Here is a 21,711-nt window from a genome sequence, read left to right on the forward strand (position 1 = left end):
CGTTATTTAAAAAATTTAGAGTGTTTTTTCTTCATATATTCTATTACTTCTATTACTTCATCAACACCCTCCGCATCGCTTCCATCAAGAGCCTCTTCTATGCTATCTATGTAAGTTTCCGCTGCATCTTGAAGCTTATCCTTTTTAACTCCCGCGTAATAAAGCATGCCTTCAAGCATCACAGAAAGCTCGTAACTTAGCTCTTCTATGCTTAAATCTTCCTCTCTCATCATCTTATCTCCTTTTGTTCTTTTTCTAAAGTTTTTTTAGTTATCAGATCTACTATCTGAGCCTTAATATTGTCATAACTAAAACTATCTTTAAAGCCAGCGAACATACCTCCACTAGCATTTACATGCCCGCCACCGCCAACTAAATTCTTAGCCATCTGACTTACATCAACTCTGCCATTGGCACGAAAGCTAAGCGTTTTTTTACTGGTAACATCTATAAAAAAATCAATATCATCGTTTGCTACTAAAAAATCATTTCCGATGACGGATGTATTTCCGATATTATAAGTCAAAATCCCCTTAAACTCATTATATTTTATCTCAAATCTATCTCTATTTTTAGTGAGCAAATCTACAACATAATCAGAGATAAGGTTACTTAATGTATTATCTTTTTGATTTCTAAAAAAATCTTTTTTAAATTTAAAAACAGCCTCATCAAGCCCGATATAGTCGTTTTTATGATTAAAAAACTCCCGTGCTCTTTGAATCAGATAAAACATATATTGAGTGCTTTGCTCTTCAAACATCACCTTATTAATCTCTTTCGCGTTTGCTATAAGACCTAGGCAAACCTTACCCATCTCAAAATTTTCATCATCTTTTAGCCAAATATCAACGGCATTTACTACATCGCTAAATTTTTTAAGTCTCTCATCTACTCCATAAATAGCAGAGAAAAAATCATGAGTTATCTTAGTGGCACATCTTGAGCTATCCAGAAAATACCAGTCAAATTTGCTAGCGCATTCGGCTCCGCTTTGGTGATGATCAAGCAGAATAAGTTTGGCGTTTTTACTTTCTAAAGACTTTTCAAACTCTTCACATTGAGCAAGGGTTAAATTTAGATCCGTTATTAATATTAAGGACTTTTCATCGCCCAAATTTGATAAAATTTCGTTAAATTTTTCATCTATCTCTTTGCCGTAATTTGAGTTATAAAATTTTATATCTTTAAAATAGTGATTTGTTATTGTTTGCGCACCATATCCATCTAAATCCGTGTGCGACAAGTGGTAAATTTGCATATTATTCCTTTATAAATTTTCAATTTCAATAGTACCGACAGTTTCAAAAGGCGTGTTTGCGGATACTTCAGCAAAGCTTAATACCACGATATCGATACCAAAATTTGTGCATATATCAGCTATAAATTTTCTAAGACTAGGCTCTACACAAAGCACCATAGCCCCATATTCCGATATAGGACGCTTAGTTCTTGCTTCACGAAGAGCCTGCACTATAGCAGAAGTTTGAGCCACATTTATCATCAGATGATATACGCCATCTTTATACTGCACGGCGTCAAGAAGCTTTTGCTGGGCAGCCGTCTCAAGGATATAAAATCTCAGCTGTCCATTTTCATCAACATATAAAGATGTAATAACGCGTGAAAGGCTTGCACGAACATGCTCTATTATCATATCCATATTTTTACTAACTTCGGCAATATCGCTAAGCGCTTCTAGGATACTTAGCATATCCTTGATAGGGATGCTGTCTTTTAAAAGCGTTCTTAAAACCTTTTGAACGAGTCCTATCGGCGCGATCCTTAAGGTATCTTCAACTATTATAGGATAATCTTTTTTAAGCTTATCAAGTAGATTTTGAACCTCTTGACGAGTTAAAAGCTCAGCTGCATTTTGCTTTATAAGCTCGCTCATATGGGTTGAAATCACGCTTGCAGGATCAACTATGGTATACCCACTTAGTATTGCATCTTCTTTTACATTTGAATCTATCCACAAGGCATCAAGACCAAACGCAGGCTCTTTGGTGGCGATTCCTTGTATACTATCGCTTACAAGCCCACTGTCCATGGCAAGAAATTTATCTGCATAAATTTCACCCTGCCCTATAACAACACCCTTTAGCTTAAATCTATACTCATTTGGCGGAAGCTGTAGATTATCGCGAATTCTAATCTTTGGCATCAAAAATCCAAGCTGGGTAGCGATATTTCTTCTCATCGCTCTAATTCTCTCTATCAGATCATTATCTGCTAGTTTTAATAATCCATACCCAAGATCAAGCTCCAAAATTTCAAGCTTCAAGATATCATTTATCTTAGCCTCTTCTTCTCTAGCTATCTCTTCATCACTTTTTTTAGGGACTTTTTGCGCTTGAACCTTTGCTTCATTTTGAGCTTGCTCTTCGGCTTTTTTAGCCTCGGTTACAAAAAGCTTACCCTCTTTTGTCTCTTTCATTATATAGCCAATTCCTAAGAACAAAAGACCCATAAATCCGAGAGAAAGAGTAGGAAGTCCAGGCACTAAAGCAAAAACAAACAATATAAATCCTACTATCAAAAGGGTTTTATACTCGCTTAGAAGCTGAGTTAGCACACCTTCTGCGAAATTCTCCTCATCCTTGCTCGCTCTTGTAATGATTATAGCGGTTGCAGTAGAGGTAATAAGGCCTGGGATTTGACTAACCAACCCATCTCCTATGGTTAAAATCGTATACATCTGAGCTGCACTAGTCATATCAAGTCCATGCTGAAATGAGCCTATCAAAAATCCGCCGACTATATTTATAATAGTAATAATAATACCAGCTACCGCGTCGCCTTTTATAAATTTAGACGAACCGTCCATCGCACCGTAAAAATTTGCTTCCGCTATAATGGCTTCACGGCGCTCTCGTGCAGTTTTTTCATCAATCAATCCTGCGTTTAAATCGGCATCTATCGCCATTTGCTTACCAGGCATCGCATCAAGAGTAAAGCGGGCTTGAACCTCTGAAACACGGGTTGATCCCTTAGTTACAACCATAAAATTTATAATAACCAAGATGCAAAATACAATTACTCCGATTACATAGTTTCCGCCTACAACAAACTGTCCAAAGCTCGATATTATCTCACTTACTGCATCCGGACCATTGTGTCCCTCACTTAAAATCATACGAGTAGTAGCTATATTAAGAGACAATCTAAAAAGAGTTATTATAAGTATTAGCGTAGGAAAAGTGCTCAAATCTGTAGGCTTTGGTATATAAACCGAAATTAATATGATTAGTACTGAAATTGATATTGAAAGCGCAAGAAAAAAGTCAAGAATAGCCGGTGGCAAAGGTACTATTATAATAGCAAGTATAGCAACTATAACCGCTACTATAGCCAAGCCTCTTAATCTGATAATAGGCTCTAAAAAAGGTGCCACCAGTGTTAAAATATTACGCTTTTGTTTAGCCAATACTACTTCTTAATAATATCTGATAGTTTTATAGTATCTAAAAAATCGTCAAGCTGAATCTGTAAGGCATTAAAAGTAGACCAAATTTGACATATAGCGCCCTTATTAGTAGGGCAATCATCATGAGATATAGAGCATTCAAACACTGCCGTCTTTCTCTTTTCGGCACTCTCAATAATCTTTTTTATACTGATATTTTCAGGCACATCAGCCAATAAAAATCCTCCGTTTGCGCCCTTAAACGAGATCAAAATACCTTCTCTTGCAAGACTTTGTAAAATTTTTGCTAAAAAGCTCTTTGAAATTCCAAGCTCACTCGACATCGTATCGACATCCACGGGAGAGCTCTTTTGTGATATATATATAAGTGATAGCATAGCGTATTCACTGGCTTTTGTAAAAAGCAAAAAGTTCTCCTTATGCAGTTTTCTTGATATTTTATAAAATTTTATCTGCAAATTTGATTAAAATTAAAATTTGAGTAATTTTGATTAAATTTTTAAATTTTATGATATAATCGGGTTTTTAATTTCACCAATCAGGAGGTCATAATGGCTTTGGATTCGGCTAAAAAAGCAGAAATTGTTGCGAAATTCGCTAGAAAAGAGAACGATACAGGTTCACCTGAGGTTCAAATAGCTCTTCTTACTGCAAGAGTTGCAGAGCTTACAGAGCACTTAAAAATTTACAAAAAAGACTTCTCCTCACGCCTTGGCTTACTTAAATTAGTAGGTCGCAGAAAACGTCTTTTAAAATATCTTAAAGAAAAAGATTATACAGCATACTCAAAACTAATAGCTGAGCTAAATCTAAGAGATAAGTAATCACGAGCCCTTTTAAATAGGGCTCTTTATTTTTTCCTAAAACTACTTTCTTTTTAAACTTATATTTTTAAATTTAAAAACTTTATAATTTATCTTAGAAGTAAAATTTTTAGTATTTAGGATTATCTTTTTATAAAAAACTCTATAAAAACTACTAATTTTAGACTCTCTATCTGCATAAATAGCTGTAAAAACATCTTCAAGCGCTGCTCGCTCTTTTTGTGTTAATCTATCCATCAGTTCTTCCTATAAGTTTTTTTATCTTTTTTATCGTATATAGCAAATCTTCATCATCAAGCTCACATAAAAGTTGACATACTGCAATAGCAGCTTGAGGTTTAGATACTCCAAGTCTCCAATCTTGATATGTTCTCATGGATATTCCAAGATTTTTAGCCATCTGAGCTTGAGAAATCTTCTTGCCCATATTTTTTGATTCAACAGCATTATGCAATAAATTAAAAATATCGCTTATCTCTACCATTTAATAATTATACGATATTTATTATTAAATATACATAAAATATTGTTTAAATAGTATTAATATAGATAAAATATAATTTAAATAGCAGTATTTATACTTTTAATAAATTATTTTATACGTAATTACGTATATATTTATGTAAAATTTGTATTAAAATCACAAAAATATAGCTTAGTCTATTAGACTAAGATTATCTAAGTAATTTTCTTTAATTTTATCACTTGACATTTATACACTCAATGTTGTATAATGCACTTAGCAATTAAAATAAAAGAGTGCTAATATAATGAAAATAAGCAAAAGAGATTTAATACTTGAATCTATCATTCAAGCCTATTTGAGCGATAACTCTCCGATAGGTTCTAGTGAGCTTGGTTCTCGTATGTCGGTGTCAATTCCTGCTTCTACGATCAGAGTATATTTTAAAAAGCTATCTGACGAAGGTGCAATAACACAATTTCACATAAGTGGTGGCAGAATTCCTACGACATCGACAATGAATGCCTACTGGCAAAGTCACTTAAATTTCGAAGATGAAATTTCTATACACAATGATAGATTTTTGAAGATGCTTGTTGACAGCATGGAAATTTATTGCATGATTTACGGCGATAGAGAGCAAAATTTAGAAGAAATTTTGAGAGTAAACGACAAATTTTTGATTTTAAATTTTAGCCATGATGAGATTGTCTTAAAATTTGATCCAAGAGTTGAAAAATTTTTAAACAATCTGATTGGAGCAAGTCTAAACAAGCTTGAGCAGATCTCTATGCAAGTTGGTTTAAATGAGTTTAGAAATAAGATAAAGGAGTTGAAGAGAACTAAAATTTACTTTCAGGAGAATGAGGGTGTAGCTTTTAATATGTTTAAAGACGAGAGATTTAGGATGATGTTAGATCCTAGCTTTGAACATCTGATGGCTTCAAATTTGACATTTTCTCCACTTTTTGAAGAAAGTTTTATGGGTATAAAATGCAAAGTTAATTATCTTGATAAAGAAGCTAAGATGATATGCGCGGGCAGTGTTTATGCCGATTATGAGAAATTTTTTAACCAAATAAAGGATGTAGCATGAATGAAGAGATAAAAGCGGAAGATCTAATACCTGCCGAAGGAAGCGACGAGAGTATTAGCTTCGGCGGCGATAGCTTAAAAAATCTTGAACTACAAAAACAGATTGATGAGCTAACAGATAAGTATTACAGGGCCAATGCAGATTTTGAAAATATAAAAAAACGCTTTGAAAAAGAGAAAATAGACCTAGCAAATTACGCTAATGAGAAATTTGCCAGAGATCTCTTGCCTGTAATTGATGCGTTGGAGATGGCTGTAAATTTTGATCCGGAAGGAGATGAATTTGCGCAAAAGATAAAAGATGGAATAAATATAACAATAGATCAGTTTAGAAAATCTTTCGAGAAAAACGGGATAACCGCAATTAGCACAGATTGCGAATTTAATCCGAATGTACATAATGCAATGCTTCAAGTAGAAAGCGATGGGCATGATAGTGGTGCGATAGTGCAAGTTATACAAAAAGGCTATATGATAAATGGCAGAGTATTACGCCCTGCTATGGTTACAATAGCTAAATAAATTTAAGAAATAAAATTTAAACAAAGGATAGAAAATGGGAAAAGTTATAGGAATCGACCTTGGTACAACAAACTCTTGTGTGAGTGTTTATGAGCGCGGAGAGAGTAAGGTAATACAAAACAAAGAGGGTAAAAACACAACTCCTTCGGTTGTGGCTTTTACAGATAAAGGTGAAGTTTTAGTAGGTGATAGTGCTAAGCGCCAAGCGGTTACAAACCCTGAGAAAACAATTTATTCTATAAAAAGAATAATGGGTTTAATGAGTAATGAAGAGGCGGCTAAAGAAGCTAAAACAAGGCTTCCTTATCATGTAGTTGATAGAAATGGCGCTTGCGCTATTGAAATAGCCGGCAAGGTATATACTCCTCAAGAAATTTCGGCTAAAGTTTTGATGAAATTAAAAGAGGATGCCGAAGCTTACCTTGGCGAAAAGGTTATAGATGCGGTTATTACAGTGCCTGCGTACTTTAACGATAGCCAAAGAAAGGCTACCAAAGAGGCTGGAACCATAGCCGGTTTAAACGTGCTACGTATCATAAACGAGCCGACAGCGGCTGCACTTGCTTACGGTCTTGATAAAAAAGAAGCAGAAAAGATAGTAGTATATGACCTTGGTGGTGGTACTTTTGACGTAACCGTTCTTGAAACTGGAGATAACGTAGTAGAGGTTCTTTCAACAGGTGGTAACGCGTTTTTAGGTGGTGATGACTTTGATAACCGCTTGATAGACTGGCTCGCAAATGAATTTAAAAACGAGCAAGGAATAGACCTTAAAAAAGACGTTATGGCGCTTCAAAGACTAAAAGAGGCTGCAGAAAATGCTAAAAAAGAGCTAAGCTCTGCTCAAGAGACAGAGATAAATTTACCATTTATTACAGCTGATGCAAGCGGTCCAAAACACCTTGTTAAAAAGCTAACTCGTGCAAAATTTGAGTCTATGATAGAAGATTTGGTAGGAGAGACCATATCTAAGATAAACGAGGTTGTAAAAGAGGCAGGGCTAGACAAATCTGAAGTAAAAGAGATAGTAATGGTGGGTGGATCTACTCGTGTGCCACTTGTCCAAGAAGAGGTAAAAAAGGCTTTCGGAAAAGAGCTAAACAAGAGCGTAAATCCTGACGAAGTCGTTGCTATCGGTGCTGCAATACAAGGTGCGGTTATAAAAGGTGACGTAAAAGACGTATTGCTTCTTGATGTTACTCCGCTTAGCCTTGGTATCGAAACTCTTGGTGGCGTAATGACTAAGATAATAGAAAAAGGCACAACAATACCTGTTAAGAAAAATCAAGTATTCTCAACTGCGGAAGATAATCAAAGCGCGGTTACCATACATGTATTGCAAGGTGAAAGAGACTTCGCTAGAGATAATAAATCCCTAGGCCAATTTAACCTAGAAGGTATCCCGCCTGCACCTCGCGGAGTACCACAAATAGAGGTTGAGTTTGATATAGACGCGAACGGAATTTTAACTGTTTCCGCAAAAGATAAGGCTACAGGCAAGGCTCAAAATATCACTATCTCTGGCTCAAGCGGACTAAGCGATGACGAGATAAATAAGATGGTAAAAGATGCTGAGCTTCACAAAGAGGATGACAAAAAGCGCAAAGAGGCAGTAGAAGCTAGAAATCAAGCAGACAGCTTGGCTCATCAAACAGAGAAGAGCCTAAGTGAGCTAGGAGACAAGATACCTGCCGACGATAAGGCTAATATCGAAAAAGCTCTAAACGAGCTAAAAGAGACTTTAAAAGATGAGAGTGCTTCAAAAGAACAGATGGATGCAAAAGTAAAAGCTCTAAGCGAAGCAAGTCATAAGCTAGCAGAGGCTATGTATAAAAAAGATGATAACGCTAATGCAAATGCTGATGCAGCTTCTAAAAATAAAAAGAAAGATGACGACGTAATAGACGCCGAAGTCGAATAAACTACGAGGGGCTAATTGAGCCCCTTTTTTCTCATAAATCAATAAATTAAAAATATTAAATTTATCCAAGCAGTCTAGTGACTTGATTTTGTAAATTTACGTTGTTATGCGCTTGAGCCATAATGGACGCATTTAGTTTTAAATTATTGCTATTTAGATCAGTTATATTTTTAGCCATATCATTATTTAGCATATTATTTTCACTTGATTTAAGCGCTACGTTTTTAGTCAAACTAGAATTTATTCCCGAAATCATTGCATTTTGAGTCGATCCAATCTCCGCGCGTAGTGAATTTACATTGGATATAAATTTATGTATACTATCTTGATTAGCCACATCAATATCAGATGAGTTAATGGATGATAAATTTAGCCCTTGCATGCCGTTTCCGGTTAAGAAGTTCATTTCACCGCCAAAGATATTCTTGCCGTTAAAGCTTGCTTGAGAAAGACTATCGTCCATAGATTTTACTAAAGCTGTAGCCTCACTTCTTATCATTCTTCTTTGGTCGCTATTTAAAGCGGCATTATTAAAAGACACGGATAGCTCGTTTATCCTATCGGCGCTCTTTGTGATATTTGCAAGAGTGCTATCCGCGATTTGAAGCATCGCTATAGCGTCATTTGCATTTGTAATACCCTGCTCTAGCACAGAGCTTTGAGCTTTTAAATTATCGGCTATTATTAGATTAGCACTATCAATACCACTTATAGCGCGCTCGGCAGCTATATTCTTTAACGCTTTATCGCTACTATTTTTAGCCTGTTCGAGATAGTGATTGTTTAAATTTGCACTGTATCCTGCTAGTTTCATATCAAATTCCTTTAAATTTTGCACATTATACAAATTATCTTATAAATTTCTTATAAACAAGAACCTTTTATCTCATTATACCTTACTTCCACAGAGCGCTTATGAGCTGTCAGTCCTTCTGCTTCCGCAAGCCTCATGCAGGCAAGCCCTAATTCGCTTATACCTTTAGTTCCAACAGAGATAATAGAAGTTTTTTTCATAAAATTTTCAACCCCAAGAGGAGAGTAAAATCTAGCACTTCCGCCTGTAGGAAGAGTATGGTTTGGTCCAGCCAGATAATCCCCCATAGCTTCAGGAGTAAAGTGCCCTAAAAATATAGCCCCTGCATGCTTAATATCATTCATAATCTCAAGAGCATTATTTGTAGCAATTTCCAAGTGCTCTACCGCAAGCTCATTCATAAGAGACACACACTCGTTCATATCTTTTGCTACTATTATTGCACTTTTATTTTTTATACTTGCCCCAGCTATTTCGCGCCTTTCAAGACTCTTTAATTCCTCATTTATATGCTCTTGAACCTTGGTTGCAAAAGCTTGATTTGGAGTGATTAAAAATGCACTGGCAAGCTCATCATGCTCGGCCTGAGAGAGCATGTCTATAGCTATATGGCGAGCATTTGCGCTCTCATCTGCTATTACGCCTATCTCGCTTGGCCCTGCTATCATGTCGATATTTACCTCTCCGTAAACAAGCTTTTTAGCCGTTGCGACGTAGATATTTCCCGGCCCTGTTATCACGTCTACTTTTTTTATGCTCTTTGTGCCGTATGCCATCGCGGCGATCGCGCTTGCTCCGCCTACCTTAAAAGCCTCTTTTATACCGCATACGTGCATAGCTGCTAAAAGTAGCTTGTTTACTTTTCCTTCAACTGCAGGAGTACAAACAACTATCTCTTTTACGCCGGCTACTATAGCAGGAATTGCGTTCATAAGAAGCGAGCTAGGATATGCTGCTTTGCCGCCAGGTATATAAAGTCCGGCTCTATCAATAGGGGTGTATTTTGCACCAAGAAGCACATCGACACTATCTCTTTTGGTCCAAGTCTTAGGTATGCTTTTTTCATGATAAGCCTTAATGCGATCATAGGCTAAGTTTAGCGCCACTCTTAGCGAATCGTCAATATCATCATAAGCGTTTTGCATATCTATCGGATTTATTTTAAAGTTACTCTCGTCAGGATTCCAGCGATCAAATTTAGAAATCTGCTCAAAAAGCTCCCTATCCCCTTCTTTTTTAACATCATTTAAAATTCCGGAAACCACCGGCATAACATGACTCATATCCATATCAGACCTATTTACCAGCCTATCAAATTTCTCTCTAAAATCAGTATCTGTTGTAAGTAAAAATTTCATCTCATCTCCCTCATTTTTATCTTTCTTTCGTATCTTATTTTTTGACTAATATTACCTAAAATTCCACCTTGATGGATATATAAAATTTCATTTTTAAATCTATCCAAATTTGCAAAAAGTGTTAAAAGCCCTACAGGATCATAGATTAGATCAAATTCTATGCCTGTTTCTTTTAAAATTTCTTGCCAAATTTCATAAAGCTCAAATTTTAAATCCCCATAGTGATATTTTTTAGGAGGATTTAAAATTTGAACCTTTGAATTAGGATCTAGAGCCAAAATCTCGCTTTTTAGGTATTTTGCGTCTCCTACACAAGGACAAGTAAATACATCAAATTTAGTATGTTTAGCTAAAAATGCTGCACTAGTTCCGGTGCCAGATGGCAAAAAAATATCAAAGGTTTTAGAGTGTTTATTGGCCAAAGACTCAATCTCTTTGGCTTGAGAGATAAAGCCCATTTCGGCCTCTTTTTGCCATACTCCTTCGTTTATAAGCAATGAATCTTCCTCGCTTGCTAGCTCTCTTGCTTTTTGCTCTCTATCTTTATCTATAAAAATTTGCATTCCGTTTTCAAGTGCAAATTTAAAATTGCCAATCGGATTATCGGCTAAATTTGAGTTTAAGCTTGAAACTACATAATAAAACTCAAGCTCCTTTATTTTAGCAAATAAACTTATGCTATACATCGCATTTGATTGGCTAGAACCATAGCTCACGACTCTCTTGATGCCTCTTAAGTCGGCTTTTAAAAAATATTCAAGCTTTCTAGCCTTATTTCCATTAAATTCTCCGCCTATCAGATCATCGCGAAGCAGATAAAAATTAAGTCCCTTAAAGCTAATTTTGTGAATATTTTCTATTTTGTTGCTCCAAAAACTTCTCTATCTCTTGCATAGCCTCTTTGTCCGAAAATGAAATTTTAATCTCAATTCTTTTTGAAGCTTCAGCATCTTCCACGCCATCTTTAATAACAAGATCGCTAAAGCTACGTCCGCTTGCCATTAGATACCCTTCAAGCCTCTTATCTTTATTCCAAGAATAGATAAACTGAAGCACCTCATAAGCTCTTTTTTGAGATAGATCAAGGTTATATAAATAGCTGCCTATAGAATTTGTATGTCCCTCTATAACGATTTTATCTATATGTTTTAATATCTCTTCACTATTTAAAATAGCTTCAAAATAGTTCTGCAATATCTCTTTTAAATGTTCTTTAGAACTCTCTTTTAGTTTGTATGAGCCGGTATCAAAAAGTATAGAATCAGGAAGTGCGACTACACCGGATGTCGGATCTATATTTACCTTACTTCCAAGCTTATCTTTTAAATTTGATATTACATTTGAGCGAAGCAAGCTAATATTTTTTATCTTGTTTTTAGTATCGTTATAATCAGACTCCAAGGCAGAATATCTGGAATTTTCTAGTTTTAAATTTGACAACAACTCATTTATCTGTATCTCTTTTTGATTTAGAATTTGCAAAGCTTTAGAAAGTTCAAGACTTAAATCTAAAATAGTCTTATTTGCATCATCAAGCCTATTTTCATAGGAAGAGGTTATACTTTCAAGTTTATCTTTTTGAGCCTTTGTGGCTTCTAGCTGCTCTTTTACTATCTGATTTATATCTACAAGTTCTCTATTTTCACTCTTTGCGGCATTTAAATTTATGAAAATCTCTTGTATTGTCTTCTCTTGTTTTTTAAGTTCGTTTTGAGATATTGTTATATTTCTCTCTTGCTCTTTTAAATTTGACTGAAGTTTTACTAGATCGCTTTGAGTTAAGACATATTTAACGACAACCGCACCGATTATGAGCATAAAGACAAACATAAGCCCAGCCATTAAATCGGCATAAGATACCCAAAAGGTCTGATCTCCGTTTTGTTCGCTATTTCTTATCTTCATTTAACATGCTTGCTTTTTCTATTGTTTGCAAGATCTCACTTGCTTCTTTATCAAGCTCGTCAATATCCTGTTTTAGCTCGTTAATAAGATCTATATTGTCATCATAGGCTATATTTTCTTCGTTAAAAGCCTCTTTAAAAGCACTCATTCCTTCTATTAGGCTAGTCTTAAATCCATCCATAGCTTGTTTTTGTTTTTCTAATATCTGATCGCTAAAAGTATTAAGTGAGGTGTTAAAATTTTTAATATTATTTTCCAGATCTATCACGCTTTTTTCAAGCTTTAAAATACGCTCATTTCCTACATCATAAAGCTTATTATACTGCTCTGAAAATTTTATCTGCATATCTTTGATATTTATATTAAATTTGTTGATAACATTTAAAATTTCAGCATGAATTTTAACCAGATCTCTTTGATCTTTTGATGATTTTAAAAGGGTAGTCATAGTCTGTTTTATATGTTCGCTACTTAGTTTTACGGCGTCTCCCTCTGTTTTTACAATATCGCTAAATACTTTAAATTTATTATCTATAGTCTTATTAAGTTCTGCAAAAAATTCTTGATTGCTTACATGCTCAAATATCACACCTATCTTTTCAAAATGGCTTAAATTTTCTTGTAAAAATCTCCTATCAATCTCCTCTTTGGTCCAAAAAAACGAGCTTGTAGAATTCTTTTGTCGCCTAACCAAAATTTCAAAACGACTCATTCCGTATTTTTCAAAAAAAATCCACCAAAGAGCTAAGAATATTCCGTAAATTGAGACATAAAATGCGGTAGCAACGCCACTTAAAAGCATTGAAATCTCTTTTTCAAGCCCAATAGTATTTGATGAGTTAAACTCAGGCATAGATAAAGCTATACTTATAAATGTTCCCAAAATTCCAAACATAGGAAAGATGCCAGCACCCACTGAAGCAAAATTTTCATTTCTTAAATTTCTAGTATAATACTCTACAAAATCATCGAAACTAGCGTTTGACTTCGTATCTTTTCCGATCACCAAGAGATGTTTGATAATATACTCTTTTAAATTTCTCTTAAAATCAGCTCCACTTTGCTCAAAGTGACAATAGGCAAGCTCGGCGCTGTTTTTAGCAAAAATCAAAGCGATAAAAAGTATTATACCCATCATTATGACAGTATGAAGACCCACTTTAAAATCTATAACTTTAAAATAACCAAGAAGAACAATAACATATATAGCAATCGGCAAAAATACTATTTTTAAATATACCAGAGCCGACTTTCTATTCTGCGCTTCAGGCAGAGCAAGTTCGGCTAAGGTATCGTTTTTTAAACCCATATACAACCTTAATTTCTATTCAAGCAGTTTAAATCCTCAAATGCTGTAAGTAGGCGTTTTACCATAGACTCTTCTCCGCCTCTTAGCCATTTTCTAGGATCATAATATTTTTTATTAGGTTTATCATCACCTTCAGGATTTCCTATTTGGCCTTGCAAATAGGCTCTATTTTTTAGTTCATATTCCCTCACTCCGTCCCAAAACGCCCACTGAGTATCGGTATCTATGTTCATCTTAATTACACCGTAGCTAACGGCATCTTTAATATCTTTTAACTCACTTCCGCTTCCGCCATGGAATACAAAATTTACAGGCTTCTTGCAAGTTGTGTTAAATTTTTTACTCACAAATTCCTGAGAATTTTTTAAAATTTCAGGTCTTAACACTACATTTCCAGGTTTATAAACTCCGTGAACATTACCAAAGCTGGCCGCAATGCTAAATTTATCGCTTATCTTGCCAAGTCTTTCGTAAGCAAGAGCCACATCTTCAGGTTGTGTGTATAAAAGAGCATTATCTACACCCGTATTATCTACACCATCCTCTTCTCCGCCGGTTACTCCAAGCTCGATTTCTAGACTAATTCCTAGTTCGCTAAGCTCTTTTAAGTATTTTTCAGAAATTGAGATATTTTCTTCTAAACTCTCTTCGCTAAGATCAAGCATGTGAGAGCTAAAAAGTGGTTTGCCGTGAAATTTCTTATATTCACGGCTAAATTTAATAAGCTCATCTATCCATGGGAGCAATTTTTTTGCGGCATGATCAGTATGAATGATTACAGGTATACCGTAATGTTTAGCCAATAAATGCACATGTTGCGCTCCTGCAACCGCTCCAAGAACGGCTGCATTTTCACAGGCCTTACCAGCATAAAATCCGGCTCCACCGTTTGAAAACTGAATAATAACAGGTGATTTAGCTGTCTTTGCGGCTTCTAATACTGCATTTACCGAATTACTTCCTACAACATTTACCGCAGGGATCGCAAACCCTTCGCTTTTAGCATGTTCATAAAGTTTACTAACATCATCTCCTACCAAAACTCCTGGCTTTACGATATCTAAAACACCCATTTTGCACCTCTTTTTAATTATTTATATTCAACTTTTGCTTTAGCGCGAAGATCATCGCCACGTTTTTTCATCTCGTCTCTAAATTTTTCCATTTTTAAATTACCCTCGATGTGGCCTTTAACCTCATTAAGAGTAGCTGTTCCTGCATTTTTAGAGTCCTCTTTAAATATTACGTGATAACCAAACTGTGTTTGAACAGGTTTTGTTGTGATTTCACCTTTCTTAAGTGCAAAAGCAGCATCAGCAAATGGTTTTACCATTTGAGATTGTCCAAACCATCCAAGTTCTCCGCCATTTGCACCAGAACCAGGATCAATCGATTTAGCTTTAGCTATCTCTTCAAATTTTTTAACTAAAGCGTCTCCTTTTAGGCTTTTTAGCTGATTTATTATATCAACCGCATCTTTTTCAGCAGATACTAAAATATGTTTAGCTTTAGCTTGCGCAGGCTCTGCAAATTGATCTTTATTTTTATCATAAAAATCCTTCACATCTTTTTCGCTTACTTTAATATCGTTAAAAATTTTTCTCATCCAAACATCTAGCGCTACATTGTCTTTTAAAGTCTCTATAGCATTTTTATATTCGCTGTCTTTCTCTATACCACTTTTTTTAGCCTCTTTAATAAGAAGTTTTCTAGCTATAGTCTCGTCTATTACCTTCTTTTGAGTATCTTTAGGAAGTTGCTCAAGGGTTACTCCAGGCATAGCACCAAGTGTAAGTTGCACATCTTTATCTTCTATATTCATACCATCAACAGTTGCATAAACAGCTGCATTTAGGCTCATAGCAGCCGCTAAACTCAAAGCTCCAAACAAAACCTTATTCATCATGCGAATCCTTTTAAAAAAATTTACGCTCGATTATACCAAGAAAGTTGTTAAGAATAGGTTATAATTCATTGAAATTTTAAACTAAAAAGGCTGAGTTATATCCTTGAGAACGAAAAAAGACATACAAAATATAAAAAATCAATTTTTAGCAAATTTTGAAAATGCAAGAAGCGAACTTCAGTTTAGAAATCTATACGAACTATTAGTATGTGTAATGTTGTCTGCACAATGTACTGATAAAAGAGTCAATCTGATAACGCCTGAGCTTTTTAAAGCATATCCTGATATAAAATCAATGGCAAATGCAAATTTAGCTAGCATAAAGATGCTCATACAAAGCTGTAGTTTTTTTAATAATAAGGCTGAAAATTTGATCAAAATGGCAAAAAGCGTGATGGAAAATTTCGGAGGTGAGATTCCGCTAAATGAAAAAGACCTGGTAAGCCTTGCGGGAGTTGGACAAAAAACCGCACACGTCGTGCTAATAGAGCATAACGGTGAAAATTTAATGGCTGTAGATACGCATGTATTTAGAGTATCTCATAGACTAAATTTAAGCAATGCAAAGACCCCAGAAGGCGTAGAGATAGATCTAACCAAAGCATTTAAAACAGATCTGAATATACTTCATCAAGCTATGGTCTTATTTGGCAGATACACCTGCAAAGCGGTTAAACCAAAGTGCGAGGAGTGCTTTATGAGTGAGCTTTGCAAAAGCAAAGATAAGAGAATCTAAAATTTAAAGAGTGCAAATCAAGCCATACTGTGACTGATTTGCACTTAAAATTATTAATCAATATGCAAAATCTACTGCATACGTGCAACTATATTTCTAACGACCTTTTCCATCATTTCCACGGATTCAACCTCGCAACGCTCATTTACTGAATGTGGAGAATGGATGTTTGGACCTATAGAGCAAGCCTCAAGTCCTGGTTGCTTGCTTACTAAAATTCCACACTCAAGACCAGCGTGAACAGCGCTAAATTTAGCATCTGGCTTTAATTTTTTAAGCTCGTCAAGCACTAAATTACTAAAGTCACTTATTGATGGATTCCAGTTCGCAGAGCGATCTTTAACAACAGTATCAAAGCCTAGTGCGTCGCATAAAGTCTTGGTCTCAAAGCCAAGCTTCTTCAATCCTTCTTTGCTCATTGCACGGCCAAAGAAGTCAAATTCGATAACCCCTTCTTTTTGTTTTACGGTAGACATATTTATACTGTTATTTACCATATTAAGCTCTACATTATAGCTTCTTACGCCTTGAGCAAATGAGTTTATAAGAGCCAAAATTTTGCAACTTTTTACTAAAACCTCAGCCTCTCCTTCACCTACTTTTTTGACTTTAACTATTCCATCGTCTTTTAACTCATTTGCGCTTATTACTGTACATTTTGCAGCTGATGGGATAGAGTTGCTTCTTTCGCCAAAATCAAGGCTGATTAGCTCACAACCATTCTCTCCTAAAAATTTACCGATTACTTTAATTGAGCTTGGGATATTTTTGTGAATTTCATTTCCAGAATGTCCGCCAGGAAGTCCTGTGACACTTACTTCATAAATTTTGCCACTTTTTTTAACTTTTTCATCGCTTATTTTTGCGCTTACATTGATGCCGCCAGCACATCCAAGAGTAACACGATCATCTTCTTCGCTATCTAAATTTAACAAATTTGGCGCTACAATCTTGCCTTTGAAGCCATTTGCGCCTATTAGTCCGACTTCTTCATCGTTGGTAAAAAGACACTCTAAGTTATTAAATTCCTTCATAGAGCTCATCATCATAGCTATGCCTATACCGTTATCAGCGCCTAAAGATGAATTTACAGCCCTCATAATGCCGTTTTCATAGTAAAGTTTTATATTTGGAGCATCTCCCATGCAGACCATATCATAGTGGCTTTGAAGGCAAATTTTAGGCTCTCCCTTCTTGCAATGTATATTACCAAGCTCATCAACATCTACGCTAAAGCCTTTATCCTTAGCAAAGCTAACTAAAAATTCACGCATCTGCTCGGTTTTATGGCTACAACGCGGGATCTCGCAAATTTTCTCAAAAATGGTTAAAACATCACTCTTTTGCATATTTTCTCCTTATAAAATAATCTATTTTAATATCTTGCCTGTATATCCAGTTGTTGCAACAGCGTCAAGAAGCTGCTGTTCGCTAACCTTATCATCAGTTTCTACAGTAGCTTTTTTATCTCTTAGATTGGCTTTAGCACTCTTTACTCCATCCACTTGAAGCAAGGCCTTTCTAACCATTGCAGTACAAAGCGGACAATGCATACCTTCAACCAAAATCACAAAATTTTGATTTGCCATAGCAAGAGTTGCCATAATAATAAGAGCAATAAATTTACGCATAAAAAGCCCCCAAAACTTCAGGATATGATAGCAAAATAATCACAAAAACAGCTAAAAGAATATAGATTAAGACCCATTTTTTGCTTCTATTTTTAATATCGCAAGATTTTTGTTTCTTAAACATATAAAATCCACTTGCCACAAAACATATAAGCGCAAGTGCAGTAAAATAAGGTCTAAGAGCAGTTAAGCTCTCTATCGCTTCACTGCCTAAAAGGCTAAAAGTGGCACCAAATATGAGAAAAACCAGTGCCGGCAAGCAACAAAGTGTAGCCGCAAAGGCACTTATTATCGAAGCGATGGCTAAAAATACACTTCTCAAGCTTTTAACTCTTGTGCGGTATAGTCGTAGCTAAATTCTTTTGGCGAATAATAATTTGCCGTATTTCCGTCAGTTTCCGCATACGGATAGCCGAAGTTGTTTAGCGGAATCTGCTCGGGCTCTGGCTTTAAGATGAAGTCGCGCCCGTAGTTAAATCCTACCCAGCACATCTCCCAGTTACCAAAGAGATATTCGCGAATTTTGCTTAGCTTCTCATCGCTATTGCTTAGCTTTTCGCCTAGACGCACTTTAGTAACATCGGCAGGATCTACGGGTATCCAGCCGTATCCCTTAAGATAAAATTCCGCTCTACAATGCTGACCGCCTGAAATTTTAGCAAGTCCGTTTGCATCGGCTTTACCCATCTCGTTTGAAAATCTGCTTTGACCAACTCTTATGCCAAAGAGCTCTCTAGCAGGTATGCCAACTGCTCTGCAAAGCCCTACGAAAACAGAGTTTATATCGGTGCATTTGCCCACGAGCTTTCCGCTTTCAAGTATCGCTTTTACATCTCCTAGACCGCATCCTATGACGCTGTTATCCCGCTGCATGGTGTTTGCAACCCAAGTGTATATCGCTCTTGCTTTTTCAAGATCGCCGTTAATTCCCTTTACGATCTCTTCGGCTTTTTGCTTTACTACGCCCGTATTTGGGATTTGTTTGGTAGGTTTTAAGAAAAACTCAACTTCAGGACTAAGTTTTTCGTTTTCGTTGAAATTTACCTTGCTAAAATCAGTGTTTCTCTCCTGTGTCCGGACACGAAATTTAAGCTCTAAATTCGCATCTTTTTCATCTTCGCCAAATCCCGCATAAAGCGTAGGTATCACAAGATCTGAGATATAGTGTTCTTTTGCGTTTGTCGATACATCATAGTTGCTTACAAGCTGCTGATATTCGTTACCGACAAGAAGCGGAACCCAAAGCCTACTAAACTTTCCTTGCTCTTTTAGACTATGCTTAAGGCTAACGTCAAAAACTCTATTTTTGTTAGGCGTCTTAATCGCCTCACTATTAGCTAAAACAACATTAGGCGCAAAACTAGCCGCACCGACAACCGCACTAAATTTGAAAAAATCACGTCTTTGCATGAAAATGCCTTGTATAAATATAGTTGCACCGCAACTCTTAAGAGGTATTTTACTTGCTAATTACTAAAATTCGTTTGAAAATTTTATACTACTTAAACGCTATAAATGTGGCGAAATTTGCCCACCTAAACAAGCACTCCACACTCTTAAATCCCGCATTTAAAGCAAGCTCTCTGTTTTCGGATTCAGTGTATGGTATCAGCACGTTTTCAAGAGCTTCTCGCTTTTGAGCGATTTCAAATTTAGAATATCCTTGATTTAGCTTGTAGTTTTCGTAAATTTCGATGATATTTTTACTTAATGTCTTATCTTCAAATATCATCTTTTCGCTAAAGACGAAAATTCCGTTTTCATTTAGGCTCTCATAAATTTTGCCTACGAATTCCTGTCTTTTTATAGGGCGGATAAACTGCAAAGTATAGTTCATAAGCACCGCATCTTGCACACCTAAATCGCACTCCAAGATATCGGCGAGCTCAAGAGTTATATTTGCGCCATAAGCTCTTATCTTGGCGTTTGCATTTTCAAGCATGGCGGCTGCGTTATCTATACCGCGCAAATTCAGATCACTTCTCGCCTCATAAAGCCTTAGCAAAGTAGAAGCCGTAGAGCAGCCAAGATCAAGCACAAAAGCTTCTTTTTTTAATGTTTTTACAAGAAATTCGACAATGAGACTTTGGGCTATATCATAGTGCGGAACCGAGCGGTTTATCATATCGTCAAACACGCTAGCGACCGCAGCGTCAAATTCAAACTGCTTTTTTATCGGCTCTTTAAAAATTTCATCTCTCATCTTTGCGCCACGCCCCCTCTTATCATCTTGTCGTCTATATACAGATCACAGGTTCCTACGAATTTAGAAGCCTCGCTTATATCGAATTTAATCTGCGCTTTTAAACTGCTTAAATCGGCAAATTTCATATTTCCGCGAAGTCGCTTTATAAAGCATACCGCCACGTGGCTTGCGTTTGATATATTTTCGTTTATGACGTGAGTTTCTACGCTAAATTTGCCGTCCGTGCTTAAGCGATTTCCGATAAAAGTTACCGAACCGTAAGTCTTATAGCCGATTCTTGTGCGCGTCGCATAAACGCCCTCGATAGGCAAAAGATAGTTTTTCACGTCCAAATTTAGAGTCGGCACAAGCTCTTTTTGCCCTATTCCTTGACCTTTGATTACATCGCCTTCGATTGAGTATTCGCGCCCTATTAAGAGATTTGCCTCGTAAATTTGCCCCTGCTTTATAAACTCTCGAATCGCAGAGCTATGCACGCCCATACCCTCAAAGCAAACTTCCTCTACGATATCAACCTCACCGTCAAAAATTCGCCTCAAATCATACTTATCCCACGCCCTGTTTCGACCAAATCTAAAATCAAACCCCACGACTATCTTTTTTAAATTTTTAAAATCTCTTTTCAAAAGAGCTATAAATTCATCTCCACTAAGCCCTTTTATAGCGTTAAAATCATACAAAAAACACGGATATCTCGAGTATTCGGCGCGCTTAAGCTTTGGAGTGATGTTTGCCTTGTTTTTATCTATGACGACAAGCCCTCCAAATTCGCCTAAGCGATTTAAAAGCTCCCTGTGCCCGCGATGCACTCCGTCGAAATGCCCGATAGCAACGGCGGTGATATTATCCTTTGTTAAAAGCGTAGAAAAATTCGGCATTTCCTTCCTTTCCTCTTACTTCGCACTGCCGACACTCCCGTAATACCAAGCCCAAATTTGCAGCCGCAAGCTCAAATTTCGCTCTTGCTCGCGATAAAGCCTTGGCATCGGTTACGACTCCTTTTTTATTGCGCTTAGCTTCACGCCCCACCTCAAACTGGGGCTTAAAGAGTATTATTATATCCTTTTTGGCGACTTTTAAAATGTCAGGCAAAATTTGCACTACCGAGATGAAGCTCACATCGCAGGTTACTACGTCAAATTTCATATTTTCATCTTCAAATTTTGCCTCGCGGGCAAACTCTCTTATGTCGGTATCTTCTTTCACCTCAACTCTGCTATCGTTTTTTAAGCTCTCATCAAGCTGGCTATTGCCCACGTCAAGCGCGGTTACTCTACTTGCGCCCTCTTTAAGCAAAATTTGTACGAATCCGCCTGTACTGCTACCGATATCAAGAGCCGTTTTGCCCTTTAAATCAAGCTTGTAATGCTCTAAAAAGCTCTTTAGCTTAAGTGCACCTCGTCCGACGTAAACCTCTTCAAGCAAATTTATCTCGTCATCTTCGCTAGCTTCTTTATTTGGCTTTGTCTCAACTTCACCGTTTAGTAAAATTTTGCCCGATTTTATAAGCTCGCTAGCCTTGTTTCTGCTGATATTTAGCTTTTGTGCTGCAAACAGATCAAACCTCATCACAACTCCTAAAACCGGTCAA

At 36.3% G+C, this 21,711-nt stretch carries 26 protein-coding genes; 6 read left to right on the forward strand and 20 right to left on the reverse strand.

What is annotated here, in order from left to right:
- Positions 1–2: 2 nt before the first annotated feature.
- From CDOMC_RS06370 to flhA, 3 genes are read right to left on the reverse strand one after another with little or no spacing between them, the layout of a single operon-like run.
- Positions 3–230 (reverse strand): hypothetical protein, encoded by a 228-nt coding sequence (locus CDOMC_RS06370; RefSeq protein WP_172129664.1) that lies wholly within the window; start codon positions 228–230, stop codon positions 3–5.
- Positions 230–1,261: a DHH family phosphoesterase gene (locus CDOMC_RS06375; protein ID WP_172128828.1), complete on the reverse strand. Its 1,032-nt coding sequence runs from the start codon at positions 1,259–1,261 to the stop codon at positions 230–232. Before CDOMC_RS06375 ends, CDOMC_RS06370 begins: the two co-directional genes overlap by 1 nt.
- A gap of 9 nt (positions 1,262–1,270) precedes the next feature.
- On the reverse strand, positions 1,271–3,340 hold the full coding sequence (gene flhA / locus CDOMC_RS06380; protein ID WP_236861373.1) for a flagellar biosynthesis protein FlhA: 2,070 nt from the start codon (positions 3,338–3,340) through the stop codon (positions 1,271–1,273).
- On the opposite strand from flhA, the gene CDOMC_RS10195 reads away from it, so the two are divergent.
- On the forward strand, positions 3,246–3,443 hold the full coding sequence (locus CDOMC_RS10195) for a hypothetical protein (RefSeq protein ID WP_236861385.1): 198 nt from the start codon (positions 3,246–3,248) through the stop codon (positions 3,441–3,443). The genes flhA and CDOMC_RS10195 overlap by 95 nt on opposite strands.
- Here CDOMC_RS10195 and CDOMC_RS06385 read toward each other — a convergent pair.
- Positions 3,433–3,837, reverse strand: coding sequence for an RrF2 family transcriptional regulator (locus CDOMC_RS06385; RefSeq protein WP_172128830.1), 405 nt, complete (start codon positions 3,835–3,837; stop codon positions 3,433–3,435). The two genes, CDOMC_RS10195 and CDOMC_RS06385, sit on opposite strands and share 11 nt — an antisense overlap.
- 144 nt (positions 3,838–3,981) lie before the next feature.
- Between CDOMC_RS06385 and rpsO the strand changes: the two genes are divergently transcribed.
- Positions 3,982–4,254, forward strand: a complete 273-nt coding sequence (rpsO, locus tag CDOMC_RS06390; RefSeq protein ID WP_170018426.1) for a 30S ribosomal protein S15 — start codon at positions 3,982–3,984, stop codon at positions 4,252–4,254.
- Positions 4,255–4,296: 42 nt separating this feature from the next.
- Here rpsO and CDOMC_RS06395 read toward each other — a convergent pair whose 3' ends face one another.
- Positions 4,297–4,491: a hypothetical protein gene (locus tag CDOMC_RS06395; RefSeq protein ID WP_169974931.1), complete on the reverse strand. Its 195-nt coding sequence runs from the start codon at positions 4,489–4,491 to the stop codon at positions 4,297–4,299.
- On the reverse strand, positions 4,484–4,738 hold the full coding sequence (locus CDOMC_RS06400; RefSeq protein ID WP_169974929.1) for an XRE family transcriptional regulator: 255 nt from the start codon (positions 4,736–4,738) through the stop codon (positions 4,484–4,486). The genes CDOMC_RS06395 and CDOMC_RS06400 overlap by 8 nt, the downstream gene beginning before the upstream one ends.
- A 283-nt stretch (positions 4,739–5,021) precedes the next feature.
- On the opposite strand from CDOMC_RS06400, the gene CDOMC_RS06405 reads away from it, so the two are divergent.
- The 3 genes from CDOMC_RS06405 to dnaK are packed head-to-tail and all read left to right on the forward strand — an operon-like array spanning position 5,022 to position 8,255.
- Positions 5,022–5,813, forward strand: coding sequence for an HrcA family transcriptional regulator (locus CDOMC_RS06405; protein WP_236861374.1), 792 nt, complete (start codon positions 5,022–5,024; stop codon positions 5,811–5,813).
- On the forward strand, positions 5,810–6,334 hold the full coding sequence (gene grpE / locus CDOMC_RS06410; protein WP_172128832.1) for a nucleotide exchange factor GrpE: 525 nt from the start codon (positions 5,810–5,812) through the stop codon (positions 6,332–6,334). Before CDOMC_RS06405 ends, grpE begins: the two co-directional genes overlap by 4 nt.
- Positions 6,335–6,368: 34 nt before the next feature.
- The gene (dnaK, locus tag CDOMC_RS06415) at positions 6,369–8,255 is read left to right on the forward strand and encodes a molecular chaperone DnaK (protein ID WP_172128833.1); all 1,887 of its coding nucleotides are present in this window, start codon (positions 6,369–6,371) and stop codon (positions 8,253–8,255) included.
- Positions 8,256–8,316: 61 nt separating this feature from the next.
- Here dnaK and CDOMC_RS06420 read toward each other — a convergent pair whose 3' ends face one another.
- From CDOMC_RS06420 to CDOMC_RS06450, 7 genes are read right to left on the reverse strand one after another with little or no spacing between them, the layout of a single operon-like run.
- Positions 8,317–9,069 carry a flagellin gene (locus CDOMC_RS06420; RefSeq protein ID WP_172128834.1) on the reverse strand — a complete coding sequence of 251 codons (753 nt, stop codon included), beginning with the start codon at positions 9,067–9,069 and terminating at the stop codon, positions 8,317–8,319.
- A gap of 50 nt (positions 9,070–9,119) precedes the next feature.
- A complete protein-coding gene (gene hisD, locus CDOMC_RS06425; protein WP_172128835.1) occupies positions 9,120–10,427 on the reverse strand; it encodes a histidinol dehydrogenase in 1,308 nt (435 codons plus the stop codon).
- Positions 10,424–11,224 (reverse strand): 1-aminocyclopropane-1-carboxylate deaminase, encoded by an 801-nt coding sequence (locus CDOMC_RS06430; protein ID WP_236861375.1) that lies wholly within the window; start codon positions 11,222–11,224, stop codon positions 10,424–10,426. The genes hisD and CDOMC_RS06430 overlap by 4 nt, the downstream gene beginning before the upstream one ends.
- 40 nt (positions 11,225–11,264) lie before the next feature.
- Positions 11,265–12,332, reverse strand: a complete 1,068-nt coding sequence (locus tag CDOMC_RS06435) for an OmpA family protein (RefSeq protein ID WP_172128836.1) — start codon at positions 12,330–12,332, stop codon at positions 11,265–11,267.
- Complete coding sequence (locus CDOMC_RS06440; RefSeq protein ID WP_172128837.1) at positions 12,316–13,641, reverse strand: MotA/TolQ/ExbB proton channel family protein; 1,326 nt, start codon at positions 13,639–13,641, stop codon at positions 12,316–12,318. Before CDOMC_RS06440 ends, CDOMC_RS06435 begins: the two co-directional genes overlap by 17 nt.
- Positions 13,642–13,649: 8 nt before the next feature.
- Entirely contained in the window at positions 13,650–14,714 is a 1,065-nt protein-coding gene (gene fbaA / locus CDOMC_RS06445) for a class II fructose-bisphosphate aldolase (RefSeq protein ID WP_172128838.1), read from the reverse strand.
- Positions 14,715–14,731: 17 nt separating this feature from the next.
- Positions 14,732–15,544: a peptidylprolyl isomerase gene (locus tag CDOMC_RS06450; RefSeq protein WP_172128839.1), complete on the reverse strand. Its 813-nt coding sequence runs from the start codon at positions 15,542–15,544 to the stop codon at positions 14,732–14,734.
- Between the two features lie 106 nt (positions 15,545–15,650).
- Here CDOMC_RS06450 and nth point away from each other — a divergent pair, with 106 nt between their 5' ends.
- Positions 15,651–16,283: an endonuclease III gene (nth, locus tag CDOMC_RS06455; protein WP_172128840.1), complete on the forward strand. Its 633-nt coding sequence runs from the start codon at positions 15,651–15,653 to the stop codon at positions 16,281–16,283.
- A 71-nt stretch (positions 16,284–16,354) separates the two neighbouring features.
- Here nth and CDOMC_RS06460 read toward each other — a convergent pair whose 3' ends face one another.
- The 7 genes from CDOMC_RS06460 to tlyA form a co-directional block, all read right to left on the reverse strand.
- Positions 16,355–17,632 (reverse strand): M20/M25/M40 family metallo-hydrolase, encoded by a 1,278-nt coding sequence (locus tag CDOMC_RS06460; RefSeq protein WP_172128841.1) that lies wholly within the window; start codon positions 17,630–17,632, stop codon positions 16,355–16,357.
- A 21-nt stretch (positions 17,633–17,653) separates the two neighbouring features.
- Complete coding sequence (locus CDOMC_RS06465) at positions 17,654–17,914, reverse strand: heavy-metal-associated domain-containing protein (RefSeq protein ID WP_172128842.1); 261 nt, start codon at positions 17,912–17,914, stop codon at positions 17,654–17,656.
- On the reverse strand, positions 17,907–18,236 hold the full coding sequence (locus CDOMC_RS06470; RefSeq protein ID WP_172128843.1) for a mercuric transporter MerT family protein: 330 nt from the start codon (positions 18,234–18,236) through the stop codon (positions 17,907–17,909). The genes CDOMC_RS06465 and CDOMC_RS06470 overlap by 8 nt, the downstream gene beginning before the upstream one ends.
- On the reverse strand, positions 18,233–19,324 hold the full coding sequence (locus CDOMC_RS06475) for a transglutaminase domain-containing protein (RefSeq protein WP_172128844.1): 1,092 nt from the start codon (positions 19,322–19,324) through the stop codon (positions 18,233–18,235). Before CDOMC_RS06475 ends, CDOMC_RS06470 begins: the two co-directional genes overlap by 4 nt.
- Positions 19,325–19,412: 88 nt before the next feature.
- Positions 19,413–20,117, reverse strand: a complete 705-nt coding sequence (cmoA, locus tag CDOMC_RS06480) for a carboxy-S-adenosyl-L-methionine synthase CmoA (RefSeq protein WP_172128845.1) — start codon at positions 20,115–20,117, stop codon at positions 19,413–19,415.
- The gene (locus CDOMC_RS06485; protein WP_169942348.1) at positions 20,114–20,998 is read right to left on the reverse strand and encodes a bifunctional riboflavin kinase/FAD synthetase; all 885 of its coding nucleotides are present in this window, start codon (positions 20,996–20,998) and stop codon (positions 20,114–20,116) included. The genes cmoA and CDOMC_RS06485 overlap by 4 nt, the downstream gene beginning before the upstream one ends.
- Positions 20,964–21,689 carry a 23S rRNA (cytidine-2'-O)-methyltransferase TlyA gene (tlyA, locus tag CDOMC_RS06490; RefSeq protein WP_172128846.1) on the reverse strand — a complete coding sequence of 242 codons (726 nt, stop codon included), beginning with the start codon at positions 21,687–21,689 and terminating at the stop codon, positions 20,964–20,966. Before tlyA ends, CDOMC_RS06485 begins: the two co-directional genes overlap by 35 nt.
- Between the last annotated feature and the right edge of the window lie 22 nt (positions 21,690–21,711).

Source organism: Campylobacter sp. RM16192 (assembly GCF_004803855.2).
Lineage (GTDB): Bacteria > Campylobacterota > Campylobacteria > Campylobacterales > Campylobacteraceae > Campylobacter_A.